This window comes from Pseudomonas sp. D3-10, from assembly GCF_051132175.1.
Lineage (GTDB): Bacteria > Pseudomonadota > Gammaproteobacteria > Pseudomonadales > Pseudomonadaceae > Aquipseudomonas.
Map to the genome: position 1 here is coordinate 3,262,924 of NZ_CP071668.1, position 26,092 is coordinate 3,289,015.

Here is a 26,092-nt window from a genome sequence, read left to right on the forward strand (position 1 = left end):
GGCTTTGGTAGTCTAAGGGCTGGGAAAGGCAGGCAGCTAACCACACGGCCTGGCGCGCTGCAAATCGCCTGGCTGGCCCGGTTCTGTTGAAGGCCTGCTTGGATCGTCGCGTCTGTCCGAGTGGTGCGAAGCACCGTCGGTCGTACCTGTGACGCGCCGCCCTTGACGACCGAATGAGTTCTGGTGTTTCCTGAAACCGGTTTCAGAGCCTCAATAAATCTAAAAAGCAGGTTTCAATCCGTGAATTCTTTCTCCGCCGCCCAGCGCAGCCGCGTGACCATGCTCGACGTCGCCGAACGCGCTGGGGTCTCCAAGGCCAGTGTCTCGCGTTTCATTGGCGAGGACCGCGCCCTGCTCTCGGAAGCCATCGCCCGGCGCATCGAGCAGGCGATCAGCGAGCTGGGCTATCGGCCGAACCAGATGGCCCGCGGCCTCAAGCGCGGGCGCACGCGCCTGATCGGCATGCTCATGGCCGATATCCGCAACCCCTATTCGATTGCCGTGATGCATGGCGTGGAAACCGCCTGCCGGCGCTACGGCTACAGCCTGGTGGTGTGCAACACCGACCGCGACGATGAGCAGGAGCGCCAACACCTGGCGCTGCTGCGCGCCTATAACGTCGAAGGGCTGATTGTGAACACGCTGGGTCATCACCGCGATGAGCTGGTCGAACTGCGCAGCGAGATGCCCATGGTGCTGGTGGATCGCAAGGTCGATCGACTCGAAGCCGACCTCGTCGGGCTGGACAACCCGGCCGCCGTCGAGATGGCCCTCGATCACCTCGAACAGCGCGGCTACCGCGACCTGCTGTTGGTCACCGAGCCGTACGATGGCACCAGTTCGCGGATCGAGCGGGTCGACAGTTTCAAGGCCAGCATCGAACGACGCCCTGCCCTGGCCGGCGCCGTGGTGGAAACCTGCGATGAACTGCTCCCGCGCATCAAGACCTTTCTCGCCCAGCCGGACCGTGGCCCCAAGGCGTTGTTTTGCGCTAACGGTATCGCCGCGCTGGCTGCGACCCAGGCATTACGCGATTTGGGTTGCCACTTGTTCGACGATATCGGTTTGATCGCCCTCGATGACCTGGACTGGTATCCCTTGGTGGGCAGCGGCATTACCGCCCTCGCCCAACCCACCGCTGAAATCGGCGCCCGCGCGTTCGAATGCCTGCTCAAGCGTCTGCGCGGCGATAACGGGCCGGTGCAGACCTTGGATTTCTCGGCGCGGTTGATTGAGCGTGGGTCGACGCTTGGAGTCTTTCGGTGATCGGGCTGGCCCCATCGCGAGCAGGCTCGCTCCCACACTGGACTTGCGTCGCACTGAAGATCCCTTGTGGGAGGGAGCCTGCTCGCGATGAGGCCCTCAAACACATTCCATAATTTTTTTGACCAAAACTGAAACCGGTTTCAGAGGTACAACAACAATGACCAAACCAGCCGTTTCAATCAGCCTCTCCAGTTACGGCGCCGACCTCGTACGCCAGCATGGTCAAGGCAGCTTCATCGCCCTGCTGGCCGCCGCCGGCGCGTCGCGCATCGAATGGCGCGAAGAGCTGCTCACTACCGAACAACCCGCCGAACTGGCCGCTGGGGCGCGGGCCCAGGGGTTGGAAAGTATCTTTTCATCGCCGATCGAACTCTGGCTCCCCGGCCAGCCCAGGCCCAATCCCGCCCTGTCGTCCACCCTGCAACGTTGCGAAGCGTTCGGCTCGGCTTGGCTGAAGGTTTCCCTCGGCCACTTCACTGACTCCCACGATGTATCAGCCCTGGCGGATGCCCTATCGGCAAGCCCGGTGCAACTGCTGGTGGAAAACGACCAGACCTTGCAAGGCGGGCGGATCGAGCCCTTGCAACGCTTCTTCGCGGCGGTGGAAGAACGCGGGGTACCCATCGGCATGACCTTCGACATCGGCAACTGGCAATGGCAGGACCAATCAGCCACCGTGGCCGCCCGGCAACTCGGACGGCACGTGGCATATGTGCATTGCAAGGCCGTGGCCCGACGCGCCGATGGCAAGCTGGTCGCGGTGCCGCCAGCCGCGACCGACCTGCATCTGTGGGAGCAATTGCTCAAGCACATGCCGGTCGGCGTGATGCGCGCCGCCGAGTACCCGCTAGAAGGCGATGACCTGCTGCAACTGACCGCTGAACATGTCGCCACCCTGTCCCGCCTGGGGCAATCGCGCCGGGAGGCCACTCATGTCTGAGATCGATGTGCTGTCGTTCGGTGAAACCATGGCCATGCTGGTGGCCGACGAGACCGGCGACCTGGCGGCCGTCAACCAGTTCCACAAACGCATCGCCGGGGCCGACAGCAATGTGGCCATCGGCTTGTCGCGGCTGGGTTTTCAAGTCGCGTGGCTCAGTCGGGTCGGCGCCGACTCCCTGGGCCGTTTCGTGGTGCAGACGCTGGAAAAGGAAGGCCTGGATTGCCGTCACGTGGCGGTTGATCCGGCGCACCCCACCGGGTTCCAGCTCAAGTCCCGTACCGACGATGGCAGCGACCCGCAAGTCGAATATTTCCGGCGTGGTGCGGCGGCCAGTCACTTGTCCGTGGACTCCATCGCACCGCCATTGCTCGCCGCCCGTCATTTGCATGCCACCGGTATCGTGCCAGCGCTGTCTGTGACTGCACGGGCGATGTCCTTCGAATTGATGACCCGCATGCGCGAGGCCGGCCGCAGCCTGTCGTTCGACCCCAACCTGCGCCCGAGCCTGTGGTCCAGCGAAGCGACGATGATCAATGAGATCAATCGCCACGCCGCCCTCGCCCACTGGGTCTTGCCCGGCCTCGGTGAAGGTCGGTTGTTGACCGGTTTTGACGACCCGGCCGACATCGCCGCGTTCTACCTGGACCAGGGCGCCGAAGCCGTGGTGATCAAGCTCGGCCCGGACGGCGCTTATTACCGCACCTCGCGTGACCAGGGATTCATCGCCGGCGTGCCGGTGGCCCGGGTGGTGGACACCGTGGGCGCCGGGGATGGCTTCGCCGTCGGCCTGATCAGCGCATTGCTCGAAGGCCGCGACATCACCGAGGCGGTACGGCGGGCGAACTGGATTGGCAGCCGCGCGGTGCAGAACCGTGGAGACATGGAAGGGCTGCCGACGCGCCTGGAATTGTCGGCTGAATTTGAAACCGCCCATCGCGAGCAAGCTCGCTCCCACAAAGATTCGAGTTACCCCTGTGGAAGCGAGCTCGCTCGCGATTGAATCCACCGCTAAACGCACCTGCTGCATAAAAACAACAAGCTCAGGAGTCAACGACATGCAAACGCTCAACCTCGCCACCCGCCGCTGGTGGTACATCATGCCCATCGTCTTCATCACCTACAGTCTGGCCTACCTGGACCGGGCCAACTATGGTTTCGCCGCGGCTTCGGGCATGGCCGAGGACTTGATGATCACGCCAGGGCTGTCCTCGTTGCTGGGCGCGCTGTTCTTCCTCGGCTACTTTTTCTTCCAGGTGCCCGGGGCAATCTACGCGCAGAAACACAGCGTGAAAAAGCTGATCTTCGTCAGCCTGATCCTCTGGGGCTCGCTGGCGACCCTCACGGGCGTGGTCTCCAATGCGTATTGGCTGATCGTGATCCGCTTCATGCTCGGCGTGGTGGAAGCCGCCGTGATGCCGGCGATGCTGGTCTATCTCTGCCATTGGTTCACCCGGGCCGAACGCTCGCGGGCCAACACCTTCCTGATCCTTGGCAACCCGGTCACCATGCTGTGGATGTCGGTGGTCTCGGGGTACCTCGTCGAGCAATTCGACTGGCGCTGGATGTTCATCATCGAGGGCCTGCCGGCGGTGCTCTGGGCTTTTGTCTGGTGGCGCCTGGCCGATGATCGTCCAGCCCAGGCCAAGTGGCTCAGCGAGCAGGAGAAGAAGGACCTGGAAAGCGTGCTGGCCGCCGAGCAGGTCGGTATCAAGGCCGTGAAGAACTATGCCGAGGCCTTCCGCTCGCCGAAAGTGATCATCCTGGCGTTGCAGTTTTTTTTCTGGAGCATTGGCGTCTACGGATTCGTGCTGTGGTTGCCGTCGATCCTCAAGGCAGGCCTGAAGATGAACATGGTCGAGGCCGGATGGCTGTCATCGCTGCCTTATCTGGCGGCAGTTATCGCCATGCTGATCGTGTCCTGGGCGTCGGACAAGGTCCAGAAACGCAAGCGTTTCGTCTGGCCGCCGCTGCTGATCGCCTCCATCGCGTTTTACGCCTCCTATCTGCTCGGAGCTGAACACTTCTGGTGGTCCTATGCCTTGCTGGTGATTGCCGGCGCCTGCATGTACGCGCCCTACGGGCCATTTTTCGCCATCGTTCCGGAGATTCTCCCGGCCAATGTCGCGGGTGGCGCCATGGCGCTGATCAACAGCATGGGCGCGCTGGGTTCGTTCGGCGGCTCCTATCTGGTGGGCTACCTCAACGGTTCCACCGGCTCCACCGGCATGTCCTTTCTGTTGATGAGCGGCGCGCTGCTGCTGTCGGTGTTGCTGACCCTTGCCCTCAAACCCGGCGCCAGCGACCGGGTCGTGACCAAAACCGCGACGCCCCATCCGGCGCCTGTCCGTTAACGAATCGGGAACCCCCTATGAAAAAGCACGTGGTGTTGTACAAAAAGCTGTCAGCGCAACTGATGGATCGCTTGCAAGCACAGGCCAAGGTCACCCTCATCGAAAACCTGGACGCCCAGGGCCTGGCGCAACTGCGCACCGCCCTGCCCAGCGCTCATGCCCTGCTGGGCGCAAGCCTGAAACTCGATCCGTCGCTGCTGGACCTGGCGCCGCATCTCGAGGCGATCGCCAGCGTTTCGGTGGGCGTCGACAATTACGATATCGATTACCTGACCGAACGCCGGATCCTGCTCACCAATACGCCGGATGTGTTGACCGAAACCACCGCCGACACCGGCTTCGCCTTGATTCTGGCAACCGCCCGACGCGTGGTGGAGCTGGCCAACCTTGTCCGCGCAGGCGGTTGGCAACAGAGCATCGGCCCCCGACATTTCGGCAGCGACGTCCACGGCAAGACCCTGGGCATCGTCGGCATGGGCCGCATCGGCGAAGCCCTGGCCCAGCGCGGGCACTTTGGCTTCGGCATGCCGGTGCTCTATCACAGTCACTCGCCCAAGCCTGCGGTGGAGCAGCGTTTCAATGCGCGCTATTGCGATCTGGATACGCTGTTGCAACAGGCCGACTTCATATGCCTGACCTTGCCGTTGACCGCTGAAACCGAAGACCTGATCGATGCACGGGCGTTTGCGCAGATGCGCCCTGACAGCATCTTTATCAATATCTCCCGAGGCAAAGTCGTCGACGAAGCGGCAATGATCGACGCCTTGCGCAACGGGCAGATCCGTGGTGCCGGGCTGGACGTTTTCGAGCGCGAGCCCCTGGACCCGGTATCGCCGCTGTTGCAGATGGACAACGTAGTGGCGACGCCGCACATGGGCTCCGCCACCCACGAGACCCGGGAAGCGATGGCGCGTTGTGCCGTGGAGAACCTGCTGGCGGCGCTGGCGGGTGAAAGGCCAGCGAACCTGGTCAATCCGGGGGCGTGGAAGCGCTGACATTGCCGCCTTCAAAATGTGCCATCGCAAGCAAGATCGCGATGGCACCTGTATTCATTTAGATGTGCACGCAACACAACCTTTCCGGGCACACCCGCCTTAGAGCGCCGCTGCCGAATTATCCTTTTTGATCCTTCCTTAAATAATATAAACATACCAAACGGCGAAAACAGTAGAGAGAAACCACACTTCCAGCAAAACAGCTACATTCCTACATCTCCCTCCTACTCAACGGCAAGAACAAACCTACGTCAGCCTCGGAAGTCACGCAATAGCCTTCACATCACCCAATGCTATTAATTAATCACTTGCGAACAAACGCAAGTTGGGCGCTCGCATCGCGACGCCCATTAATTACATTGGAGTAATCGATATGGGTAGGAAACGCTCTAAAATAAATCATACCTTTTTCGGCCTGCCGCAGGCTTTAGGCCTTTCAAAAGATCTGCTCGCAACGGAAGCCGATTTTTTCGCGTCACTGACTGCAAAAAAACTATCCATTAAACGAATGAAATACTCGACCGAACGGTAGCCCGCTTCTCAGGCAACAGCATCGTCACCCAGATCCATATCCCAGGACTTGAGCGCTTCAACATCATCAGAACGGTCGCTTGGTGGTGCCTCAGTACGTGTTACGCGGTTGAATTATCGAACGCAAAGCAACCAGGAGCGAGTACATGCACAGCATCCGAGCAATGATAAAAACCGCCTATAAAAAACACGCCAAGCTTCTAGCAATAACCGTAATCACAATTATCGCACTCAAGCTCATCACACTTGCCCCCCCGCTGTTACTCGGAACCATTATCGATACCCTGCAAGACAATAGCAATCCAGCATCGAGCAATCTACTTGCAATGACGACAGGCCTGATTGTCGCGGGATGTATTCATGCCGTCATCACGCCTCTGCAGCTCCATGCGCTGTCCAAGCTGGTACAGGGCATTATCATGAGCGCTTCCATTGAGTGGATCACCGAACTCATAGGTAAAGAATTTTCGTTATTTAACTCTTGGAGAATCGGCCACTTCATCAAATCGGTCGAGCGCGGAATTACTGCCCACGAACAACTACTCACTTTCACTATAACCATTGCGCTTCCCGTACTCCTGGAATTCATAGTTGTTGGGACTGCTTTTATTTACATTGGGGGCGGTGAAATTTTTTTGAGCATGACGGCATCCGGAGTTATCTATCTGGCTACCACCCACCAAATTATCAAATGGCGAAGAAAGCACATCGATGCAGTCAACGAACAGGAAGATGAGTTAAGTGCACACCTCTACAACACCCTCAACGCGGGGAAAAACATAAAGCTGGAAGGTGCCATACCTACTGCCCTGCACCCGTTGAACGCGGCGTTCAGACGTTATGCCAGCGCTGCTGTGACTACCGCATCCTCTGGCGGCCTGCTGAGCACCGCCAAGATATTGTTCGTAAGCCTCTCCACTGGGGGATTGCTCTACTGGGGCGTCTTGGACCAGCTTTCGGGTCAGCCCAGTATCAGTGTCGGGCAGTTGGTTGCCATTTTTTCAATCGCGGGGAGTTATCTGCTCAGTATTTCAACCTTGACTGACGGGTATCGTGTTCTTGATCAGTTCCTTGCAGACCAGGGTCAATTTCAGGGTCTGCTATCACTCCCGGACTTCGATCGCAGCAATCGGCTGGCCTTGGTTGATTCCCAGCGCTCCTCAGTTCTGGAACTCGGCCCCTGCGAAGTGACGGGAACGGGACCGCTTCGCCTGTCGATCAAGCGCTCCCTGGCATTTGCTCAAGGGCAGTCAGTGGCCGTTACGGGCCCTAGCGGCGCAGGCAAAACCACTTTTCTGGAAGTCCTCGCCGGGCTTGATGCATCAAAGCGAGACCTACTGAGCATCGACTTGGTACCGGTCTCACTTTTGACCGGCCAAGCCCACTTGGACGCCTTGAGATACTGCCCCCAACAACCGCGATTTCTGGAGGGTTCTTTTGAACAATCGGTTCTGTTCGGAGGCAGCGCATCGCCGATGTTGTCTAGAGCCATACGGCAATTGGAACTGGATGAGATTGTGACAACACGGCAGGTCAGCGAAAGTGCATCGAATATCTCCGGAGGCGAAGCTAAACGCCTATCACTGCTGCGCCTTATCAACAAACCCGGAAAATTCAATATGTTCGACGAGCCAAGCGCATCCATCGAACCCAGGCTGACCACGCCTCTATGGGACCTGTTATTCGACGTTTTTGCCGGGCAAGGGTTGATATGTGTCACCCATGACATTGACCACCTGCATCGATTTGACCGGGTCATTGTGATGCATGACGGGGCAATCGTGGAGGATGGTCGCTGGCTGGATCTTATCGACAGGCCAGCAATCAAGCTGCTGGTGGATGAGATTCGGATGCAGAACTAGCGAAATATGGTGCTGGATCTGCTGCCGTCATCGTCGGATCGCCGCCGGAGCAGGCTCGGTCCCAAGGTTTTGCCGTTTGCCCAAATTTAAGGAATGACACAAGTCCCTTGTGGCGAAGGAGCTTGCTCCCGTTCGGCTGCGCAGCAGTCGCAGGCCCGGCGGGCGCGGTGTGTATGGGGAACCGCGCCGGCTCGGTTTGGGGCTGCTGCGCAGCCCAGCGGGAGCAAGCTCCCTCGCCACGGGGTTATGTCGGCTGACGGGTTTCGATGTTGTCCAGTGCACGGTTCGCCAGCAGGCTGCCCAGTTCGATCAGTTGCTGAATGCCCAGGAGGAAATGCCGGCGTGAACCGTCCAGGTCGAAAGCCAAGTCATTGGCCATGGCATTGGCCGAAACCAGGGTTTCGCTGAGGTAGGCAAGCAAGCTTTCGGTGTCGATGTCCTTGTTGACGGTAAAGAGTTGGCCGGGGGCAGGTTCTGCTCCGGGTTTGGCCGGTTTGCGTTTTAGGTAATGGTCGAGGACTCGGTCGGTGACTTCGTCGTGTTTTTGGGACTTGGTTTTTGGGCGCGGTGAGGACGAATCGGTGTTCGGTGGGTTGGGCGTTACTTTGAACATAGATGAAACTCCAGATTAGAAAATTGGAGCCATCTCTCTCGCTACCAAACGAAGGGAGGTGGCCATACGAAGGTTGGTAGACCGGTTATCTGGCAACCCGGCGCGTCCAAGGACGCCCTGCGCATGACCACCATAAAACAGAGGACGAAAAGCCCCCTATATCAGGCTGCACCTGCGCCAGAAAACCGGGCTACCAAACCCGATCGCTGATTCCTCAACGACCCGGAAACGATAGAACCTGCCTTCCAAGCGCACAAGCCGGCGGATTCTGGCGCAGTCGTAGGCAATGGCGCAAGACAACGTAGCCTGTTCCAGAGCACTCCTACGTCCGGATAAACACCCCTTCATTTTGAGAGTGCGTTGCACTCAAGCGGGAGCAAGCTTCCTCGCCACGGGGTAAGTGCGCCTGTCCGGGTGGGATTCTTGGCAAGCAAACCCACCCCCCAATGTTTCCAAGCCGATCACAATTCACACGGCCGATCAAAATCCCGTTAGTCGCCACCCCCCGCCATGCATTAAAGTAACGCCCCCAGCCCCGGCGTTATCCGAACGCCTGGGCCACCCTTTCCAGGAACAGTCATCGATGGAACATCGTGAAGCGCTGCTGGCGCTGCGAACCTTTCTTTCTACGCAGATTCTCGGCCAGGAAAAACTCATCGAGCGCCTGCTCATCGCCTTGCTCGCCGATGGGCATATGCTGGTGGAAGGCGCGCCAGGGCTGGCGAAGACCAAGGCGATCAAGGAGCTGGCCGAGGGGATCGAAGCGCAGTTCCATCGCATACAGTTCACCCCCGACCTGTTGCCGGCCGACATCACGGGCACTGAGATCTATCGTCCCGAAACCGGCAGTTTCGTGTTCCAGCAAGGGCCGATCTTTCACAACCTGGTGCTGGCGGATGAAATTAACCGGGCCCCAGCCAAGGTCCAGTCCGCCTTGCTCGAAGCGATGGCCGAGCGGCAAGTCAGCGTCGGGCGCAGCACCTATGAACTGTCGCCGCTGTTCCTGGTAATGGCGACACAGAACCCGATCGAGCAGGAAGGCACCTACCCCCTGCCCGAAGCCCAACTCGACCGATTCCTGATGCACGTCAAGATGGGTTTCCCCGACGCTGCGGTGGAACGCCGCATCCTGCAACAGGCCCGAGGCGAGGCACTGAACGGCGAGACCAAGCCGGAGCGGCGCGTCAGCCAGCAGGCGATCTTTTCGGCGCGCAAGGAAATCCTCGGGTTGTACATGGCCGATGCCGTGGAGGAATACCTGGTGCAACTGATCATGGCCACCCGCAACCCGGCCAAGTTCGATCCGGAAATGGCCGAGTGGATCGCCTACGGCGCCAGCCCACGGGGCTCGATTGCCCTGGATCGCTGCGCCCGCGCCCACGCCTGGCTGGCCGGGCGCGACTTCGTCAGCCCGGAGGACATCCAGGCCGTGCTGTTCGACGTGCTGCGCCATCGCATCATCCTGTCGTTCGAGGCCGAAGCCGCCGGCATCGATCAGGACCGGGTCGTGCAGCGGATTCTCGACGTCGTCGCCGTCGCTTGAGTATCGACAATGAATAACCCACTGGCGCCCGTCCCGGGCATCCGCGTCAGCCTTTCGGAGCTGATCGAGATGCGCCATCGCGTGCGCGAAGTGCAGTTGTTCTCCACGCCTGGCCAGCGCAGCCCACTGATTGGCCTGCACCATTCCAAGCTGCGAGGGCGCGGGGTGGATTTCGATCAGGTGCGGGTCTACCAGGCCGGCGATGACGTGCGCACCATCGACTGGCGGGTCACCGCGCGGACCCAGGAACCCCACACCAAACTGTTCCACGAAGAACGCGAGCGGCCGATCTTCATCATGATCGAGCAGAGCCACCGCCTGTTCTTTGGCTCCGGGCTGATTTTCAAGTCGGTGCTGGCCGCTCGGGCCGCAAGCCTGATCGGCTGGGCCGCGCTGGGGCACAACGACCGGGTTGGCGGACTGGTGTTCGGCAACAACGCCCATTACGAAGTCAAACCACGGCGCAGCAAGCAGAGCCTGTTGCAATTGCTCAACCGTCTGGTCCGGGTCAATCAGTCCCTCCAGCCCGACGGCGAGTCGGACCGCGACTCCTTCGGCGTTGCCTTGCGCCGGGCCCGGGAGGTGCTGCGCCCCGGCAGCCTGGCGATCATTATTTGCGACGAGCGCGCCTTGTCCGACAGCGCCGAGCAGCAACTGACCCTTCTCTCGCGCCATTGCGACCTGCTGCTGTTGCCATTGTCCGACCCGCTGGATCACGCCCTCCCCGCTGCCGGATTGCTGCGTTTTGCCCAGGGCGGCGAGCAACTGGAACTCGACACGCTGAACCTGGAGTTACGCCAGACCTATCGCGCCAAGGCCGAAGCACGGCTGGAGCGCTGGGAGATGTTGGCCCAGAAGCTGCGGATCCTGATGCTCCCCTTGAGCACTCAAGGCGACATGGTCGAACAACTGCGTGAATACCTGAATCCCAAGCGCCCGGGGAAAGCCCGATGAGCAGCCTGGATCAGTTGCAGCCACTGATGGCCCCGCCTCCCATCGGATTCTGGCCGCCCGCGCCGGGCTGGTGGCTGTTGCTGTTGTTACTGCCGATGCTGGGCCTGGGCTTGTGGCAGTTACGCCGATTCATCCCCATCAAACGCAGCAGCGCCCGGGCCGAACAACCGCTGGACCCGGTGCGTCTGGCCGCACTGGCCGAGCTCGCGCTGCTGCCCAAGCCCTACGACGGCGCACCGGCCGGCGCCTGGTTGCAACAACTCAACGGGCTGCTCAAGCGCTTGTGCCGCAATCACTATCCGTACAGCCAGAGCCACACACTCAATGGGCGCAAATGGCTGGCCTTCCTCGATAACCGCTGCCCGGCCGCCGGCCTGACCCGATGGATGATCCTCGTGGAGGGCGCCTACAAACCCGAATGCAAGCTCGATGACAAAGCCATCGCCGGCCTGACCCAAGCCGTCGAAATCTGGATTCGCAAACATGTTTGAATTCGCCTGGCCGTGGATCTTCGTCCTGTTGCCGCTGCCCTGGCTGATGCGCCTGGTGCTGCCGGCTGCAGACAGTGGCGAGCCGGCGCTCAAGGTCAGCTTCCTCGATGAACTCGAAGGGTTGGTGGGCCGCCGGGCCCGGGCCAATCTACCGACGTGGCGCCAGCAGGCCCCCTTCATCCTGCTTTGGCTTCTGTTGTTGATCGCGGCCGCCCGCCCGCAGTGGCTGGGCGAGCCGTTGCCGATCGCCGCGAGCGGTCGCGACCTGCTGGTGGCGGTGGATGTGTCAGGGTCGATGGACTTTCCCGACATGCAATGGAAGGACGAAGACGTCAGCCGTCTGGCGTTGGTCCAGCGCACGCTCGGCGATTTCCTCGAAAGCCGCGAAGGTGACCGGGTCGGCCTGATTCTGTTTGGCACCCAGGCGTATCTGCAAGCGCCCCTGACGTTCGATCGCCACACCGTGCGGCGCTGGCTCGACGAAGCGCGCGTAGGCATCGCCGGCAAAAACACCGCCATTGGCGACGCCATCGGGCTGGCCCTCAAGCGCCTGCGTCAACGCCCGGCGCAGAGCCGAGTATTGATTCTGGTGACCGATGGCGCCAACAACGGCGGCGAGATCGACCCGCTGACCGCCGCGCGGTTGGCTGCCGATGAAAACGTGAAAATCTATCCGATCGGCGTGGGCGCCGATCCGGAACAAAGTGGCACCGCCGGGTTCCTGGGCGTCAACCCGAGCCTGGACCTCGACGAAGCGACACTCCGAGAAATCGCCCAGGTGACCGGCGGCCAGTATTTCCGGGCCGAGGACGGCGAGCAACTGCAGGCGATCAAGACAACGCTTGACCAGCTCGAACCGGTGTCCCAGCAACCGACCCAGGCCCGCCCGGCCCACGCGCTGTATCAGTGGCCGCTAGCCGTCGCACTGGTGTTGAGTATGTTGCTGGTGGCACGGGAGCGCTGGCCGGACAATCCATTGCAGCGCCTGTTCACCCAGCCGCTGTTTCAACCTGCGCACCCTTCCGAATGGCGCCAGCGGCTCAAGCGCCTGCGACTGCGGAGGCGCCGATGATCGCGCTCTGGCCGCACTGGCTGCGCCCCGGTTTCATCCTGCTGCTGCCCTTGCTGGGCTGGCTGCTCTGGCAACTGTGGCATCGGCAGAAACGGGTGGGCCGTTGGCAGATGATCCTGCCCCCGGCATTCCATGGGGTGCTGCTCAGCGGCGGCAGCGGAAGTGAAAGCAAACTGCCCTGGATTGCCCTGGGCCTGGGCTGGCTGCTGATGGTGCTGGCCTTGCTTGGCCCCAGCTGGACACGGGTCGAACAGACCAGCCAGAAACCCGCCGATCCGCTGGTGGTTATCCTCGAACTGACCCCGGAGATGCTTGCCACTGACGTCCCGCCCACGCGTTTGGAACAAGCCCGTCGCAAAATACTGGACGTGCTGCACAACCGCAGCGACGCCCAGACCGCGATCATCGTCTACGCCGGCAGTGCCCACACCCTGGTGCCGCTGTCCGATGACCTGGCCACCAGCGCCAACCTGCTCGAAGCCCTGGCGCCATCGATCATGCCCCAAGGCGGCCACCGCGCCGACCTTGCCGTCAACAAGGCCATGGCCCTGCTGAACCAGGCCGGGCTCGGCCACGGGCGTATCCTGCTGATCGCTTCGTCGCTGAACGAGCAGGAACGCATGGGCATTCGCCAGGTCCTGGACGGTTCCGCCACCCGCTTGCTGATGCTGGGCATTGGCACCCGCGAAGGCGCGCCGGTGGCCCAGGACGACGGCAGTTACCTCAAGGACGCCCAGGGCGCTATCCTCGTGCCGCGCCTGGACAGTCCGAGCCTCAAGTCGTTCGTCAATGAGCTGGACGGCCGTTACCGCCCCACGCATGTGGACGACAGCGACCTGCGCGGCCTGGGCCTGATGGACGCACCGCGCCAACTGCGCAGCGATGGCCAGACATTGCGCCTGGACACTTGGGCTGACCAGGGTTATTGGCTGCTTCTGCCGCTGTTGCTACTGGCGGCGTGCGCGGGGCGGCGCGGCTGGCTTTTCTGCCTGCCGCTGCTGTTCGTCTTGCCGCAAACGGGCCATGCCTTCGAATTCCAGGATTTGTGGTTGCGTCCCGACCAGCAAGGCCAGCACCTGCTCAAGCAAAAACGCCCGGCCGAGGCCGCCGCCCGTTTCGAGGACAGGCAATGGCAAGGCGTCGCCCTCTACGAAGCCGGCGAGTACAGCGAAGCGGCTCGGCGATTCGCCGAAGGCAACGACGCCCGCTCCCACTACAATCGCGGCAATGCACTGGCCCGCAGCGGTGAGCTGGAGGCGGCGATCGATGCCTATGAGCAGGCTTTGGAGTTGCAACCGGACCTGCGTCCGGCGCAGACCAACAAAGCCCTGGTGGAAAGCCTGTTCAAAGAACAGACTGCGCCACCGGACGAGCCCGAACCTGCCGAAAACCAGGAACCGCCTCCCTCGGAGCAACCGCAGGAGACCGACAGGCCGAGCCAGTCGTCCGAGCAGGGCCACCCCTCCTCCGAAGCGACAGCCACGCCGGACGACTCCCAGGCGTCCGAGGCCCCACCGCCCGGCGCCCAGGATGTGCCGGGCAGCGAGTTGCCCGACGAGCAGACCACCACCGCGCCGCTTCGCCCGGCCGCGGGTCAACGCAACGAAGAAGAACAACGCCAGGCGCTGGAACAATGGCTGCGCCAGATCCCGGACAACCCGGGTGAGCTGCTCAGGCGTAAATTCTGGTATGAACAGCAAAGCCACCAGGCCCAGGAAAAAGATCAATGACCCGCTTCACCGTCTACCTCCTCGCCTTGCTGCTCTGGACTGCCGGGATCCAGGCTGCGCAGTTGACTGCCAGCGTGGATCGCAGCCGCCTGAATTCGGGGGAGACCGTGGAACTGACGCTGGAATCCAACGACGCCACGCTGTTCGGCAAACCCGATCTGAGCCCACTCCAGGAATTGTTCGACGTACGAGGCACCCGCCAGGTCAACCAACTGACCACCCTCGACGGCGAGAATCGTGCCACGACCCGTTGGATCGTCACACTGCTTCCCCGCCAGAGCGGCACCGTGGTGATCCCGGCCCTGAAATTGGGGGAAGTGACCAGCCAGCCGATCACGTTGCAGGTGATCGAAAGCGAAACCCGCAACGCTTCCGGCACCCTCGCACCGGTGTTCATCGAAGCCAGCCTCGACCAGGCCGAAGTGTACGTGCAGGCCCAGGCGATCCTGACCTTGCGCATCTACCATTCGGTGTCGCTCTACGACGACAGCAGCCTGACACCCTTGCACATCCCCGATGCGCGCACCGAGCAACTGGGCGAATCGCGCACCTACGAGAAAGTCATAAATGACGTGCGCCACGGCGTGATCGAACTGCGTTATGGCATTTATCCGCAGCGCAGCGGCGAGCTGGCGGTCCCGGCACAGACCTTCAGCGCCACGCTGGTCGAACCCACCGCCCAGGGCGGCGCATCGCCCGTCGCCAAGCCCGGCCAACTGATGCGCGTAAGCTCCACGCAGTTGCTGCTGACCGTCAAGCCAAAACCCGCCAGCTACCCGGCCGACCTTCCCTGGCTGCCGGCCCGCAGTCTGTCCTTGAGCGAAAGCTGGAGCCCGGAACCGACCCACAGCCAGGTCGGCGACTCATTGACCCGCAGCTTGACCCTGGAAGCCGAGGGTCTGACCAGCGCCCAATTGCCGCCACTGCCTGCTACCGAAATCAACGGCCTGCGCCGTTACCCCGACCAGCCGGTGCTGAGCAGCCGCAGCAGCGAACGTGGCCTGGTGGGCAGCCGCGAAGACCGCGAGGCACTGGTACCCAACCGCAGCGGCACTATCGAGCTGCCGCCGGTTGAAGTGGTCTGGTGGAACACGCTGGAAGATCACCTGGACCGCACCAGCCTGCCCGCGCGCACGCTGCAAGTGGCGAATAATCCAAGCTTGATGGTCGACACGCCGGCGGGCACTGCGCAGATCGTCACGACCGTCGACAGCGAGACACTTTGGTATTGGCAGTTGAGCACGCTCATTCTGGCGTGTACGACGCTGCTCGGTTTCGGCCTGTGGTGGCGCGCCCGCTGGCAACCCGCGGTCCTGCGCTCGACCCAGGCCGGGCCAAGCCCGCGCACCCTGCTCGATGACCTCAAGCGTGCCTGCCTGGCCAACGACTCCCACGCTACTCGCCAGGCATTGGACGCCTGGGCCCGGCAGCAACCGGAAACCCTGGCCGACATGGCGGCGCGTTTCGTGCCGCTGTCCGATGCCCTCGACGGTTTGAACGGCGCCCTCTACAGCGAAACCGGCCAATATTGGCAAGGCGAAGACCTGTGGCGCGCCATCCGCGCCATTCCGCCGCTCGAGGGAACGCCGGACGCGGCGGGTGATTCCAGCTTGCCGCCGCTTTATCCCAAATAGCCGGGATAGCACCGCTTTCTGTGGCGAGGGGATTTATCCCCTCGCCACAATTGGCTCAGCTGTAGTGCTCGCCAAGTTGAGCCGCCCCCTCCCCCGCGTTTCCCAGTAAACTCTGCATTTTTGCGCCGCCTCTCTTCCCGCGGCCATCGTCTGTTTTCTGGAGTCTGCCTTGCGTCTGTTTCACACCTCCGACTGGCACCTGGGGCAAAACCTCCACGGCCAGGATCGCGACTTCGAACACGCCTGTTTCCTTGATTGGCTGCTGCGTCAGCTGGCCAGCGAAAAACCCGACGTTCTATTGATCGCCGGCGACATTTTCGACACGGTCAACCCGCCCGTCAAAGCCCAGGAGCGTCTGTACGACTTCATCGTCAGCGCCCATGAACAAAACGCCAACCTGACCATCGTCATGATCGCGGGCAACCACGATTCCGGTTCGCGCATCGAATTGCCGGCGCCGCTGATGCGCCGCCTGCGCACCCATGCCCTGGGCCGCGTCCTGTGGCTGGACGATGGGCAGCTGGACGTCGAGCGCCTGCTGCTGCCGCTGCCCGACGCCAAGGGCAAGGTCCGGGCCTGGTGCCTGGCCCTGCCGTTCCTGCGGCCGGCCGAGGTCACGGGCGCGCAACTGGGGGACGATTATTTGCGCGGCATCGGCCAGGTCCACGAATGGCTGATTGCCGCCGCCAACGCCAAGCGCAAGAAGGGCCAGGCGCTGATTGCCGTCAGCCATGCACACATGGCCGGCGGCTCGGTATCGGAGGATTCCGAGCGCAGCCTGATTATCGGCAACGCCGAAGCCCTGCCAGCCAGCCTGTTCGGCCCAAGCATCACTTATGTCGCCCTCGGTCACTTGCACAAGCCACAAAAGGTCAACGGTGAAGAACGCATCCGCTACAGCGGATCGCCGATTCCGTTGTCGTTTTCCGAAATCGGCTACCGGCACCAGATCCTCGACATCGCCCTAAACGGCGAAACCCTGGTCAGCGTCGAACCACGGCTGATTCCCCGCGCCGTCAACTTGCAACGCCTGGGCCCGGCGCCCCTGGCCGACATCCTGGTGCAACTGAAGGACTTGCCGGACATCGACTTGCTGGCCGACATCCATCGCCAGCCCTGGCTGGAAGTCCGGGTGCGCCTCGATGAACCGCAGCCGGACCTGCGCAATCAGGTCGAAACCGCCCTGCAAGGCAAAGCCGTGCGACTGGTGCGGATCGCAGCCGAGTATGCCGGCAGCGGTGGCTCCGGCGATGCCGATGGAGGCGCGGCGCTGATTGAACTCGACCAGCTCAGCCCACAGGAACTGTTCAGCCGCGCCTGGCAGGACACCTACGGCAACCCAGTCGATGACCAGACCCTCAAGGACTTTGCCGTGCTGTTGCAGGATGTACAGATGGAGAGCGAACAGCCATGAAAATCCTCGCGATCCGTCTCAAGAACCTCGCCTCCCTGGCGGGGCCGTTCGAAATCGATTTCACCGCCGAACCCTTGGCCAGCGCCGGTCTGTTCGCCATCACCGGCCCCACGGGCGCCGGCAAGAGCACCTTGCTCGATGCCCTGTGCCTGGCGCTGTTCGGCGCGGTGCCACGGCTGAACAACACCGGTCGTGACGCCAAGGTGCCCGACGCCGACGGCGAAATCGGCACGGGCGATCCACGCACGCTGCTGCGTCGTGGGACCGGCGAGGGTTATGCCGAAGTGGATTTTCGCGGCATCGATGGTCGCCGCTACCGGGCTCGCTGGGAGGCCAATCGTGCCCGGGAAAAAGCCTCCGGCAAGCTGCAAGCCAGCCGCCAGAGCCTGCGTGACCTGGACAATGACCAACTGCTGGCCAGCCAGAAAGGCGAATACAAAGCGCAACTGGAAGCCGTCCTCGGTTTGAATTTCGAGCAGTTCACCCGTGCCGTGCTACTGGCCCAGAGCGAGTTCAGCGCCTTCCTCAAGGCTGACGACAACGACCGCAGCGAATTGCTGGAAAAGCTTACCGACACCGCGCTGTATACACGCCTCGGTCGTCGTGCCTTCGACAAAGCCAAGCAGGCCAAGGAAACCCACAAGCAATTGCAGGACCAGGCCACGGGCGTCACACCGCTATCGCCCGAAGCCCGCGCCGAGCTGGATCAGCACTTCAACGAAGCCCAGCAGCAACTCAAAACCCAACAGGCGCAGCTCAAGCAACTGGAGCAGCAACAAGCCTGGCTCAAGGACCTGCGCCATCTGCAGGACGAACAGGCCAGCGCCGCCGAGCAGTTGCAACGGGCCCAGGCCGATTGGGAGGCGCTGGCAGACGAACGCCTGAAACTGACGCGCCTGGAACAGCTGGCACCCCAGCGGCATCAGTTCATCCGTCAGGCGGAACTGGCCCGGCAGCTGGACCCGCTCGCGGCCAGGATCCAACAGCTGACGCAGCAACACGTCGAGTTGCATGAACGGCAGGCCGAACTGGAAAAAGGCCTCGGCATCGCGCAGCTGGCCGTGGCCGCCGCCCGCCAGCAGAGCACCGACAGCACGCCACTGCTGCGTCAGGCCTTCGACGAACAAAGCAGCCTTGCCCGCCTGGCCAGGGAGGCCGAGCAAGGCGCTGAACAGTTGCAGCAGGCCCAGCAGGCAAGCACCGACGGCCAGCGCACGATCGACACCTTGCTGGAACAACAGCAGCAGGTTGGCGAACGGCTTGAACGGATTGCCGGCGAACTGGAACAAAGCACAGACCTCGCAACACTGAGTGATGCATGGGGCGCCTACCGCGATCGCCTCCAGCAACTGATGCTGATCGGCAATCGACTGAACCAGGGCCAGGAAGAACTTGCGCTGCTGGAACAAACCGCCGCTCGTGCCGCCGAAGACCTCGCAACCCGCCGACAAAGTCTTGAGGTGCTCTACAAGGAGGCCGGTGCCGAACCGCAAGCCGTGGCCGAACAGATCCAACTGCTTGGCAACCTGCTGCAAGACAACCGCAAGCAGTTACGTGCATTCGAAGACCTTGCTCGGTTGTGGGCCAGCCAGCAGGATTTGGACAAGCGTGTCGCCGAACTGGAACAGCGCCAGCAGCAAGCCTTGCAGCAACGCGACCGACTGGTGCGTGAAGGCAGCGAAGCCAAGGCCGAGCTGGCGGTCGCCGAACAGACGCTGACCGTGACCCGCGAGCTGCTGGAACGCCAGCGCCTGGCCCGTAGCGAAAGCGTCGAGCAACTGCGCGAACAATTGCAGGACAACCAGCCCTGCCCGGTGTGTGGCAGTGTCGAACATCCCTACCACCAACCCGAAGCGCTGCTGCAAAGCCTCGGGCGCTTCGATGAAAGCGAACAGGCCAACGCTCGAAAGGCCGTCGACCTGCTCAATGAAAAAGTCATCGAACTGCGGGCCCAGTACAGCGGGGTCATTGCTCAGCTCAAGGAATTCAAGCAGCAGCAAGAACAACTCACCGACCAACAACGGAGCGTGGCGCCAAGCCTTGAAGCTCACCCGCTGTCGGCGCAGCTGCTGGCCCAGGATTCATCCAAGCGCGACGCCTGGCTGGCCCAGCAAACCGCACAGCTGAATCAACTCATCAGCCAGGACGAACATCGCCAGGCCGCCCTGCTTACGCTGCAACAGGACGCCGCCAAGCTGGCGCAGCAACTGCGCGATGCAGAAACAGCCAGCCAACAAGCCTCGCAGCACCTGAACAACCAGCTACAGGCACTGGCCCGGGATCGTCAGCGCCTGGACGAGGAGCTTGAGCACTTCAGCGCACTGTTGCCGGCCGACACGTTGCAGGCCCTGCGCAGCGAACCTGCCGCCACGTTCATGCAACTCGACCAGCGGATCAGCCAGCGCCTCGCGCAACTGGAACAGCAACGCGAAGAGCTCGCCGACCAAGTCCAGCGCCAGCAAGCCCTGGAGAAAGAACAGGATCGCCAGCAGATACGCACACAGCAACTGGAATCGGCGCAGCGCCAGTTCAGCGCGTTGAACGCGCAACGACAGGCGTGCGAGGAAAAGCTTCACCAACTACTCGGTAAACACGCCAGCGCCGAACAATGGCAGCACCAAATCGACCTGGCCCTGGAACAGGCTCGCCATGCCGAGACGACGGCCAATCAACAATTGCAGGATCTGCGCAACAGCCTCGTGCAACTGGCTGCCGAACTCCAGGCACGCCATGAGCAGGCCCAATCCCTGGAGGCCGAACAGCAGGCGTTGGCCGCGGGTATCGCCCAGTGGCGCGCAGCTCATCCGGAACTGGACGACGCCGCGCTGGGCGCGTTGCTTGGTCTCGACGACCAACAGGTCGCTCACCTGCGGCAACGCTTGCTCAACAGCGAAAAAGCCATCGAGCAGGCCCGCGTATTGCTCACCGAACGGGAGCAGCGGCTGCAAAACCACCAGTCGCAACACAACGGCAACCTGCCGGCGGAACAATTGGCCGAAGCCCTCGCCACGCTTCACGGGCAGTTCGCGGCCAGCGAACAACGCTGCGCAGAGCTGCGTGCCGAACAGGCCGAGGACCAGCGCAGGCAGACTGCCAACCAGGCCCTGGCCCAACAAATCGAACGAGCCTACGCCGAGTACCAGCGCTGGGCACGCCTGGACGCATTGATCGGGTCGGCCACTGGCGATCGCTTCCGCAAACTGGCCCAGGCGTACAACCTCGACTTGTTGGTCCACCACGCCAACGCCCAGTTGCGACAATTGGTTCGCCGCTACCGCCTCAAGCGCGGCGGCAGCATGCTCGGCCTGCTGGTGATGGATACCGAGATGGGCGATGAATTGCGCTCGGTGCATTCGTTGTCCGGCGGCGAAACCTTCCTTGTCTCCCTTGCCCTGGCACTGGGCCTGGCCTCGATGGCGTCCAACACGTTGAGAATCGAGTCGCTGTTCATCGACGAAGGCTTCGGCAGCCTCGACCCCGAGTCGCTGCAACTGGCGATGGACGCCTTGGATGGGTTGCAGGCCCAGGGGCGCAAGGTCGCGGTCATTTCCCACGTGCAGGAAATGCACGAGCGCATCCCGGTGCAAATCCAGGTCCGGCGCCAAGGCAACGGATTGAGCACGGTGGAGGTGAAATGAGCCGCGCCACGCTGTATTCGTTCCGCCGTTGCCCCTACGCCATGCGCGCCCGCATGGCGTTGCGCTACAGCGGTATCGCGCTGGACATCGTCGAAGTGAGCCTCAAGGCCAAACCACCGGAAATGCTCGCGCTGTCGAGCAAAGGCACGGTGCCGGTCTTGCATGCCGATGGACGGGTCATCGATGAAAGCCTCGAGATCATGCACTGGGCCTTGGGCTTGCATGATCCGCAGGATTGGACATTGCTGAATGATCCCGACGGTCGTGCTCTGACGGCGACCTTGATCGAAGAAAACGACCAGGTTTTCAAGCTTCACCTCAACCGTTACAAATATCCGGAGCGCCATCCGGACCACTCGGCGCTGCATTACCGGAGCGAGGGTGAAGCGTTCCTGCGCAAGCTGGACGGATTGCTTGAAAACCGCCAGTTCCTGGCCACGGATCACCTGAGCCTGGCGGACGTGGCGCTGATGCCGTTCGTGCGCCAGTTCGCCCATGTAGATCGCGAGTGGTTTGCCCAGTCGCCCTACCCTCGGCTTCGGGAATGGTTGCAGGGTTTACTGGATTCAGAGCTGTTTGTGGCGATCATGGCCAAATAGGTATTTATCCAGCGCTGCACATGGGCGCTTGGGCGCAATCAATTTGAAACGGCCCGAACACCGCCGCCCTCGGCTTGACCGGCGGGTTCCCCACCAACACACCCAGCGCCCTGGCGGTGAGGATGTTGTGGGCGATGTTGTGGTTGCATTCGATGGTCCGCGCCAACGACCCCGCCGACGCCTGACCCAATCCAAGCAATGAAAAGCCATTGGTGATGAATGCCAGGAAGGCGATCACCCAGAATTTGCACCTGCTCATGCTCCGGACGCTCCTTTCGCGACGGCATGCGTGACGCTCACGGCTGAAGCCTGGAGGGAGGGTTCCGCAACGTTTTGGTATTGGGTGCCGAGACTGACTACCAGCACCAGCGTTACGTAGAGGCCGATGGCCAGGTAGGCGCCGCGCTTGGCGCAGATTAGGATTGCACTGGCCATGGGAGGCTCCGTGGGCATGTTTGAATGCCCACAGAATCAATCAAATAAACCGTTATGAGTAGCGACAAATATGCATAGTCACCATCAGTTTAATTGATCGATAAAAGGTATCCGCTCAGTCGCTCAACAAGCTCAACAATCGCTCGCGAGCCACTTCCAATTCACCGGGAATCGGCTGGGCCGCCGAAACAATCGGGGTGGAATAAAGGAACAGCAACATCACTGCCAGACGCATCGCCATGGTGTCGATCCTTATTAGCAAGGAGTCAATTAACTAGCGTCAAATTTAACCACATGGCTATGTGACATCACAACAAAACTTTCCTTCTGAACGCACGAAGCCTGCGATCTTGTCTCTCCGTATTCGATGAGGAGATGAAAAGATCGCAGGCTTCAGTGTGAGCGTGCTCAGTGTTGAGTCTTGTGATCCAGCGCCGCGTAGAAGTTGGCGCTCTGTTGCAGGTATTTTTCGGTGTAGCTCTGGGTGCGGTTTTTCTTGTCGCTGATCTCGATGCTGGCACTGGCGGGCAATGCCACGGTGGCGGAGATGGCGGAAGCGGCGATCACGGAAAAAAGATTCATGTTCATGGCGGTAATCCTCGGATTCAGTTGGCTGACTTGCCCGGTGGGGCCGTGAAGCAAACTTACGCGCCGAGGCGTCTCGTCTTGAAATGCTTTGTAATACTAGCGACTATCAGTCTCGTTGATACAACTCCGAAAGCCCCGAAAATCGGGGCCTCGGGTTATTGACGAACGAGGAATTTCACATCGCTCGGTGCGTCCATGGGCAGCTTCTGGACGGTCTTGCCCAGCAGGCCGGTCTTCGGATCGCGCTCGATGACCACGATCTGATTGCTTTTCTGATTGGCGACCAGAACGAATTTTTCGCTCGGGTCCAGGCTGAACTCTCGAGGATGATCACCCTCGACGGAGCGTCGCTGCAGCTCTTTCAAGGTGCCGGAAGCCGGGTCGACGGCGAACACCAGCATCTCGTTTGTGGTGCCACGATTGCTGACGTACAGGAACTTGCCGTCTTTGGAAGCATGGAGCGCTGCCGCGGCTTTACCTGGCTGCGGCTTTCCATCGGCCAGCGCGACAAGCTGGCGCTGGGTCAGACGACCGTCCTGGTAATCGAACACGGCCACCTGGGCCGTCATTTCCATCGTCAGCCAGGCGTGCTTGCCGTCCCCACTGAACAATAGATGGCGCGGTCCGCTGCCCGGTGGCAACTGCACGAACGGCGGATCGGCAGGCGTCAGCGGCATTTCGGGGTTGGCCTTGGGGTCGTAACGGTAGACAAACACCTTGTCTGCCCCCAGGTCGTTGGCGAACACATATTTGCCATCGGGTGACGACACCGAGGAATGCACATGACCCGACTTCTGCCGCTCGGAATTGACCCGACTCGGCTGATGGCTGCCCATCTGCACCACCGGCGCCAACCTACCGTCCGCGCCCACCGGCAACACCACCAAGGTGCCGCCCGGGTTTTCCAGGACGGAATAATTACTCACCAGCAAATGCTGGCCATCATGGCTCAGGCTGGAGTGGGTCGGCTCGTTGCCCAAAGATTGCACCTGGTTGATCAGGCTCAGTTCAAAGGTCTTCGGGTCGATGGCGTAGCTGCTGACCTTGCCCACCGGGTCTTTCTGGCCCGGCCCGTTTTCGTTGACCACGAACAACCGGGTCATGTCCTTGGAAAGGGTCAGCCAGGAAGGGTTGTGCGTCTTGATCACTTGCAATGGGTTGGCATCGATCTGGCCGGTGCGGCTGTCGAATCGCAGGCGGTAGATGCCCTGGCTCTGGTCCGCCGTGTAGGAACCCACCAATAACTGATGGCGCTCGCCAGTGTCCGCCTGGACGCCCATGGCGCCGACGCTGCCGGCCATCAACAAGGGCCAGAAACTACGCATCTTCATGATCGGAGTCCTCATCGTCGTGGCCGCTGGTCGCTTCCACGCATTCCAAGTGGTGATCGCCCGAATCGCTGGTGATGATCCAATGCTTCAGGGCTTCGTCGAAGGTCGCGGCCTGCATCTGCGCCTCAGTGAAACGCCAATGCTCGCGGGTGCGACCGTTCATGCACTCGACGTGCAATTGGTCTTGCTCGTCGAGGGAGAAATCGAACGCGTGCAGCCCGTCGATGATCAGCATGTCGCAGTGTTCGAGGGCATGCAGCAGGGTGTCGGTCAAGGCAATCATGGCGGTCAACGTTCATTGGGAAAGGCGGCATGATAACCCAATGTAGGAGTGAGCCTTGGGCCATAAGGTTCGAAAGCAGTGTTGCCTGACATATCGCTTTCGCGAGCAGGCTCGCTCCCACAGGGGATCTCCAGTGAATGCAAAATTTGTGTTCGCTGAAAATCCAACTGTGGGAGCGAGCCTGCTCGCGAAGAGGCCGGCACATTCAACTCGAATGTAACGGCCTCACCGCAACCCTCAAAGCGCCTCGCGCCCCGGCACCCCATCCACCAACCGCAGGATACCCAGCGGATTGGCGTTTTTCAGCGGTTCCGGCAGCAGGCTGTCCGGGTAGTTCTGGAAGCATACCGGACGCAGGAACCGGTCGATCGCCAGCGTACCCACCGACGTGCCACGGGCATCGGATGTCGCCGGGTAAGGCCCGCCATGGACCATCGAATCACACACCTCCACGCCGGTTGGATAGCCATTGAGCAAGATGCGCCCGACTTTCTGCTCCAGCAACGGCGTCAGCTCGCCAAACTGTTCGAAGTCCTCCGGCTCGCCAATCATCGTGGCGGTGAGCTGGCCATGAAGGCCGTTCAGGGCTGCGGTCAGTTGCGCCTGGTCCGCGACTTCGACGAACACCGTAGTCGGGCCGAAGACTTCTTCCTGCAACGCTTCGTCGCTGTTGATCAGCAGGCTGGCATCGGCCTTGAACAATTGCGGCTGGGCCTGGTTGCCCTGCTGATCGCGACCGGCCAGGTGTTCGATGCCCGGGTGAGCCAGGAGCTTCTGCAAGCCCTTGCCGTAGCTTTGCAGCGTGCCGGCGTTGAGCATGGTCTGCGGCGCCTGGTCGCCGATCAGCGAAGCTACCTGCTGGGTGAACGCGGTGAATTCCGGCGAGCGGATGCCGATCACCAGGCCAGGGTTGGTGCAGAACTGACCGCAGCCCTGCACCACCGAGGCGGTCAAGTCGCGGGCAACGCTGTCGGCGCGATTTTTCAAGGCCTGCGGCAATACGATTACCGGGTTGATGCTCGACATCTCGGCAAACACCGGAATCGGCTGGGGCCGAGCGGCCGCCATGTCGCACAGGGCGCGCCCGCCCTTGAGGGAGCCGGTGAAACCGACGGCCTGGATCGCCGGATGCTTGACCAGCCATTCGCCAACACCACCGCCGTAGATCATGTTGAACACGCCGGCCGGCATCGCGGTTTTTTCCGCTGCGCGAATGATCGCATCGGCCACGTGCTCGGCGGTCGCCATGTGGCCGCTGTGGGCCTTGAACACAACCGGGCAACCGGCGGCCAGGGCGGCGGCGGTGTCACCACCGGCGGTGGAAAATGCCAGCGGGAAGTTGCTGGCGCCGAACACGGCCACCGGACCCAGGCCGATGCGGTACTGACGCAGGTCCGGACGCGGCAGCGGCGTGCGCTCCGGCAAGGCGCGATCGATACGCGCACCGTAGAAATCGCCACGGCGCAGGACCTTGGCGAACAGGCGCATCTGGCCGCTGGTGCGACCGCGCTCGCCCTGGATGCGGGCCGCTGGCAAGGCGGTTTCGCGGCAGACCACGGCGACGAAATCATCGCCCAGGGCGTCCAGCTCATCGGCGATGGCGTCGAGGAACTCGGCCCGGCGCGCCGCGCTCAAGCTGCGGTAGATCGGATGCGCCGCCGCAGCGGCCTTGGCGGCCGCGTCGACTTCTTGCTCCGTGGCCTGGACGAATTCATGGGGCAAGGCTTCGCCGGTGCTGGCGTCGACGCTCTGCAGGCGAGTCTGGCCGGCCGCGCTGCGCGCACCGCCGATGTAGTTGTGACCAAGGATCTGGTTCATC

23 protein-coding genes are annotated in these 26,092 nt (G+C 61.8%); 15 read left to right on the forward strand and 8 right to left on the reverse strand.

Annotated elements, in window-relative coordinates; all coding sequences use genetic code 11:
- Positions 1-240: 240 nt before the first annotated feature.
- The 6 genes from J3P90_RS14610 to J3P90_RS14635 all read left to right on the forward strand — a co-directional run bounded on the left by J3P90_RS14610 (position 241) and on the right by J3P90_RS14635 (position 7,948).
- On the forward strand, positions 241-1,266 hold the full coding sequence (locus J3P90_RS14610) for a LacI family DNA-binding transcriptional regulator (RefSeq protein ID WP_434674942.1): 1,026 nt from the start codon (positions 241-243) through the stop codon (positions 1,264-1,266).
- Between the two features lie 157 nt (positions 1,267-1,423).
- Complete coding sequence (locus J3P90_RS14615; RefSeq protein WP_434674943.1) at positions 1,424-2,206, forward strand: sugar phosphate isomerase/epimerase family protein; 783 nt, start codon at positions 1,424-1,426, stop codon at positions 2,204-2,206.
- Complete coding sequence (locus tag J3P90_RS14620; RefSeq protein WP_434674944.1) at positions 2,199-3,209, forward strand: sugar kinase; 1,011 nt, start codon at positions 2,199-2,201, stop codon at positions 3,207-3,209. Before J3P90_RS14615 ends, J3P90_RS14620 begins: the two co-directional genes overlap by 8 nt.
- Positions 3,210-3,264: 55 nt before the next feature.
- Positions 3,265-4,560 (forward strand): MFS transporter, encoded by a 1,296-nt coding sequence (locus tag J3P90_RS14625; protein WP_434674945.1) that lies wholly within the window; start codon positions 3,265-3,267, stop codon positions 4,558-4,560.
- Between the two features lie 17 nt (positions 4,561-4,577).
- Positions 4,578-5,555, forward strand: coding sequence for a 2-hydroxyacid dehydrogenase (locus tag J3P90_RS14630; protein ID WP_434674946.1), 978 nt, complete (start codon positions 4,578-4,580; stop codon positions 5,553-5,555).
- A 677-nt stretch (positions 5,556-6,232) separates the two neighbouring features.
- On the forward strand, positions 6,233-7,948 hold the full coding sequence (locus tag J3P90_RS14635) for an ATP-binding cassette domain-containing protein (RefSeq protein WP_434674947.1): 1,716 nt from the start codon (positions 6,233-6,235) through the stop codon (positions 7,946-7,948).
- A gap of 244 nt (positions 7,949-8,192) precedes the next feature.
- Here J3P90_RS14635 and J3P90_RS14640 read toward each other — a convergent pair whose 3' ends face one another.
- A complete protein-coding gene (locus J3P90_RS14640; RefSeq protein ID WP_434674948.1) occupies positions 8,193-8,561 on the reverse strand; it encodes a DUF6124 family protein in 369 nt (122 codons plus the stop codon).
- 583 nt (positions 8,562-9,144) lie between these two features.
- On the opposite strand from J3P90_RS14640, the gene J3P90_RS14645 reads away from it, so the two are divergent.
- The 9 genes from J3P90_RS14645 to J3P90_RS14685 all read left to right on the forward strand — a co-directional run bounded on the left by J3P90_RS14645 (position 9,145) and on the right by J3P90_RS14685 (position 21,636).
- A complete protein-coding gene (locus J3P90_RS14645) occupies positions 9,145-10,104 on the forward strand; it encodes an AAA family ATPase (RefSeq protein ID WP_420766531.1) in 960 nt (319 codons plus the stop codon).
- A gap of 9 nt (positions 10,105-10,113) precedes the next feature.
- Positions 10,114-11,058 (forward strand): DUF58 domain-containing protein, encoded by a 945-nt coding sequence (locus tag J3P90_RS14650; RefSeq protein ID WP_420766532.1) that lies wholly within the window; start codon positions 10,114-10,116, stop codon positions 11,056-11,058.
- Positions 11,055-11,549: a DUF4381 domain-containing protein gene (locus J3P90_RS14655; RefSeq protein ID WP_420766533.1), complete on the forward strand. Its 495-nt coding sequence runs from the start codon at positions 11,055-11,057 to the stop codon at positions 11,547-11,549. Before J3P90_RS14650 ends, J3P90_RS14655 begins: the two co-directional genes overlap by 4 nt.
- On the forward strand, positions 11,542-12,621 hold the full coding sequence (locus tag J3P90_RS14660; protein WP_420766534.1) for a vWA domain-containing protein: 1,080 nt from the start codon (positions 11,542-11,544) through the stop codon (positions 12,619-12,621). Before J3P90_RS14655 ends, J3P90_RS14660 begins: the two co-directional genes overlap by 8 nt.
- Positions 12,618-14,351 (forward strand): tetratricopeptide repeat protein, encoded by a 1,734-nt coding sequence (locus J3P90_RS14665; RefSeq protein WP_434674949.1) that lies wholly within the window; start codon positions 12,618-12,620, stop codon positions 14,349-14,351. Before J3P90_RS14660 ends, J3P90_RS14665 begins: the two co-directional genes overlap by 4 nt.
- Positions 14,348-15,985: a BatD family protein gene (locus J3P90_RS14670; protein ID WP_420766536.1), complete on the forward strand. Its 1,638-nt coding sequence runs from the start codon at positions 14,348-14,350 to the stop codon at positions 15,983-15,985. The genes J3P90_RS14665 and J3P90_RS14670 overlap by 4 nt, the downstream gene beginning before the upstream one ends.
- 169 nt (positions 15,986-16,154) lie before the next feature.
- Complete coding sequence (locus tag J3P90_RS14675; protein ID WP_434611130.1) at positions 16,155-17,399, forward strand: exonuclease SbcCD subunit D C-terminal domain-containing protein; 1,245 nt, start codon at positions 16,155-16,157, stop codon at positions 17,397-17,399.
- Positions 17,396-21,037 (forward strand): AAA family ATPase, encoded by a 3,642-nt coding sequence (locus tag J3P90_RS14680; protein WP_434674950.1) that lies wholly within the window; start codon positions 17,396-17,398, stop codon positions 21,035-21,037. The genes J3P90_RS14675 and J3P90_RS14680 overlap by 4 nt, the downstream gene beginning before the upstream one ends.
- Complete coding sequence (locus J3P90_RS14685; protein WP_434674951.1) at positions 21,034-21,636, forward strand: glutathione S-transferase; 603 nt, start codon at positions 21,034-21,036, stop codon at positions 21,634-21,636. Before J3P90_RS14680 ends, J3P90_RS14685 begins: the two co-directional genes overlap by 4 nt.
- 4 nt (positions 21,637-21,640) lie before the next feature.
- Here J3P90_RS14685 and J3P90_RS14690 read toward each other — a convergent pair whose 3' ends face one another.
- The 7 genes from J3P90_RS14690 to J3P90_RS14720 all read right to left on the reverse strand — a co-directional run bounded on the left by J3P90_RS14690 (position 21,641) and on the right by J3P90_RS14720 (position 26,091).
- Positions 21,641-21,895: a hypothetical protein gene (locus J3P90_RS14690; RefSeq protein ID WP_434674952.1), complete on the reverse strand. Its 255-nt coding sequence runs from the start codon at positions 21,893-21,895 to the stop codon at positions 21,641-21,643.
- Complete coding sequence (locus J3P90_RS14695; protein ID WP_434611121.1) at positions 21,892-22,071, reverse strand: hypothetical protein; 180 nt, start codon at positions 22,069-22,071, stop codon at positions 21,892-21,894. The genes J3P90_RS14690 and J3P90_RS14695 overlap by 4 nt, the downstream gene beginning before the upstream one ends.
- A gap of 115 nt (positions 22,072-22,186) precedes the next feature.
- Complete coding sequence (locus tag J3P90_RS14700; RefSeq protein ID WP_434563761.1) at positions 22,187-22,312, reverse strand: hypothetical protein; 126 nt, start codon at positions 22,310-22,312, stop codon at positions 22,187-22,189.
- Between the two features lie 167 nt (positions 22,313-22,479).
- Positions 22,480-22,659, reverse strand: coding sequence for a hypothetical protein (locus J3P90_RS14705; RefSeq protein ID WP_420766540.1), 180 nt, complete (start codon positions 22,657-22,659; stop codon positions 22,480-22,482).
- 155 nt (positions 22,660-22,814) lie between these two features.
- The gene (locus J3P90_RS14710; protein WP_434563759.1) at positions 22,815-23,990 is read right to left on the reverse strand and encodes a lactonase family protein; all 1,176 of its coding nucleotides are present in this window, start codon (positions 23,988-23,990) and stop codon (positions 22,815-22,817) included.
- Entirely contained in the window at positions 23,977-24,273 is a 297-nt protein-coding gene (locus J3P90_RS14715; RefSeq protein ID WP_420766542.1) for a DUF5629 family protein, read from the reverse strand. Before J3P90_RS14715 ends, J3P90_RS14710 begins: the two co-directional genes overlap by 14 nt.
- Before the next feature lie 237 nt (positions 24,274-24,510).
- Entirely contained in the window at positions 24,511-26,091 is a 1,581-nt protein-coding gene (locus J3P90_RS14720) for an aldehyde dehydrogenase (NADP(+)) (RefSeq protein ID WP_434674953.1), read from the reverse strand.
- Position 26,092 lies beyond the last annotated feature (1 nt).

Bases quoted from the DNA above. Each gene is read 5' to 3' on its own strand.
- J3P90_RS14720 (WP_434674953.1), bottom strand. From the start codon at position 26,091: ATGAACCAGATCCTTGGTCACAACTACATCGGCGGTGCGCGCAGCGCG.
- J3P90_RS14615 (WP_434674943.1), top strand. From the start codon at position 1,424: ATGACCAAACCAGCCGTTTCAATCAGCCTCTCCAGTTACGGCGCCGAC.
- J3P90_RS14690 (WP_434674952.1), bottom strand. From the start codon at position 21,895: ATGAGCAGGTGCAAATTCTGGGTGATCGCCTTCCTGGCATTCATCACC.
- J3P90_RS14650 (WP_420766532.1), top strand. From the start codon at position 10,114: ATGAATAACCCACTGGCGCCCGTCCCGGGCATCCGCGTCAGCCTTTCG.
- J3P90_RS14635 (WP_434674947.1), top strand. From the start codon at position 6,233: ATGCACAGCATCCGAGCAATGATAAAAACCGCCTATAAAAAACACGCC.
- J3P90_RS14715 (WP_420766542.1), bottom strand. From the start codon at position 24,273: ATGATTGCCTTGACCGACACCCTGCTGCATGCCCTCGAACACTGCGAC.
- J3P90_RS14630 (WP_434674946.1), top strand. From the start codon at position 4,578: ATGAAAAAGCACGTGGTGTTGTACAAAAAGCTGTCAGCGCAACTGATG.
- J3P90_RS14640 (WP_434674948.1), bottom strand. From the start codon at position 8,561: ATGTTCAAAGTAACGCCCAACCCACCGAACACCGATTCGTCCTCACCG.
- J3P90_RS14695 (WP_434611121.1), bottom strand. From the start codon at position 22,071: ATGGCCAGTGCAATCCTAATCTGCGCCAAGCGCGGCGCCTACCTGGCC.
- J3P90_RS14710 (WP_434563759.1), bottom strand. From the start codon at position 23,990: ATGAAGATGCGTAGTTTCTGGCCCTTGTTGATGGCCGGCAGCGTCGGC.
- J3P90_RS14620 (WP_434674944.1), top strand. From the start codon at position 2,199: ATGTCTGAGATCGATGTGCTGTCGTTCGGTGAAACCATGGCCATGCTG.
- J3P90_RS14700 (WP_434563761.1), bottom strand. From the start codon at position 22,312: ATGGCGATGCGTCTGGCAGTGATGTTGCTGTTCCTTTATTCCACCCCG.
- J3P90_RS14665 (WP_434674949.1), top strand. From the start codon at position 12,618: ATGATCGCGCTCTGGCCGCACTGGCTGCGCCCCGGTTTCATCCTGCTG.
- J3P90_RS14670 (WP_420766536.1), top strand. From the start codon at position 14,348: ATGACCCGCTTCACCGTCTACCTCCTCGCCTTGCTGCTCTGGACTGCC.
- J3P90_RS14680 (WP_434674950.1), top strand. From the start codon at position 17,396: ATGAAAATCCTCGCGATCCGTCTCAAGAACCTCGCCTCCCTGGCGGGG.
- J3P90_RS14660 (WP_420766534.1), top strand. From the start codon at position 11,542: ATGTTTGAATTCGCCTGGCCGTGGATCTTCGTCCTGTTGCCGCTGCCC.
- J3P90_RS14625 (WP_434674945.1), top strand. From the start codon at position 3,265: ATGCAAACGCTCAACCTCGCCACCCGCCGCTGGTGGTACATCATGCCC.
- J3P90_RS14645 (WP_420766531.1), top strand. From the start codon at position 9,145: ATGGAACATCGTGAAGCGCTGCTGGCGCTGCGAACCTTTCTTTCTACG.
- J3P90_RS14655 (WP_420766533.1), top strand. From the start codon at position 11,055: ATGAGCAGCCTGGATCAGTTGCAGCCACTGATGGCCCCGCCTCCCATC.
- J3P90_RS14705 (WP_420766540.1), bottom strand. From the start codon at position 22,659: ATGAACATGAATCTTTTTTCCGTGATCGCCGCTTCCGCCATCTCCGCC.
- J3P90_RS14685 (WP_434674951.1), top strand. From the start codon at position 21,034: ATGAGCCGCGCCACGCTGTATTCGTTCCGCCGTTGCCCCTACGCCATG.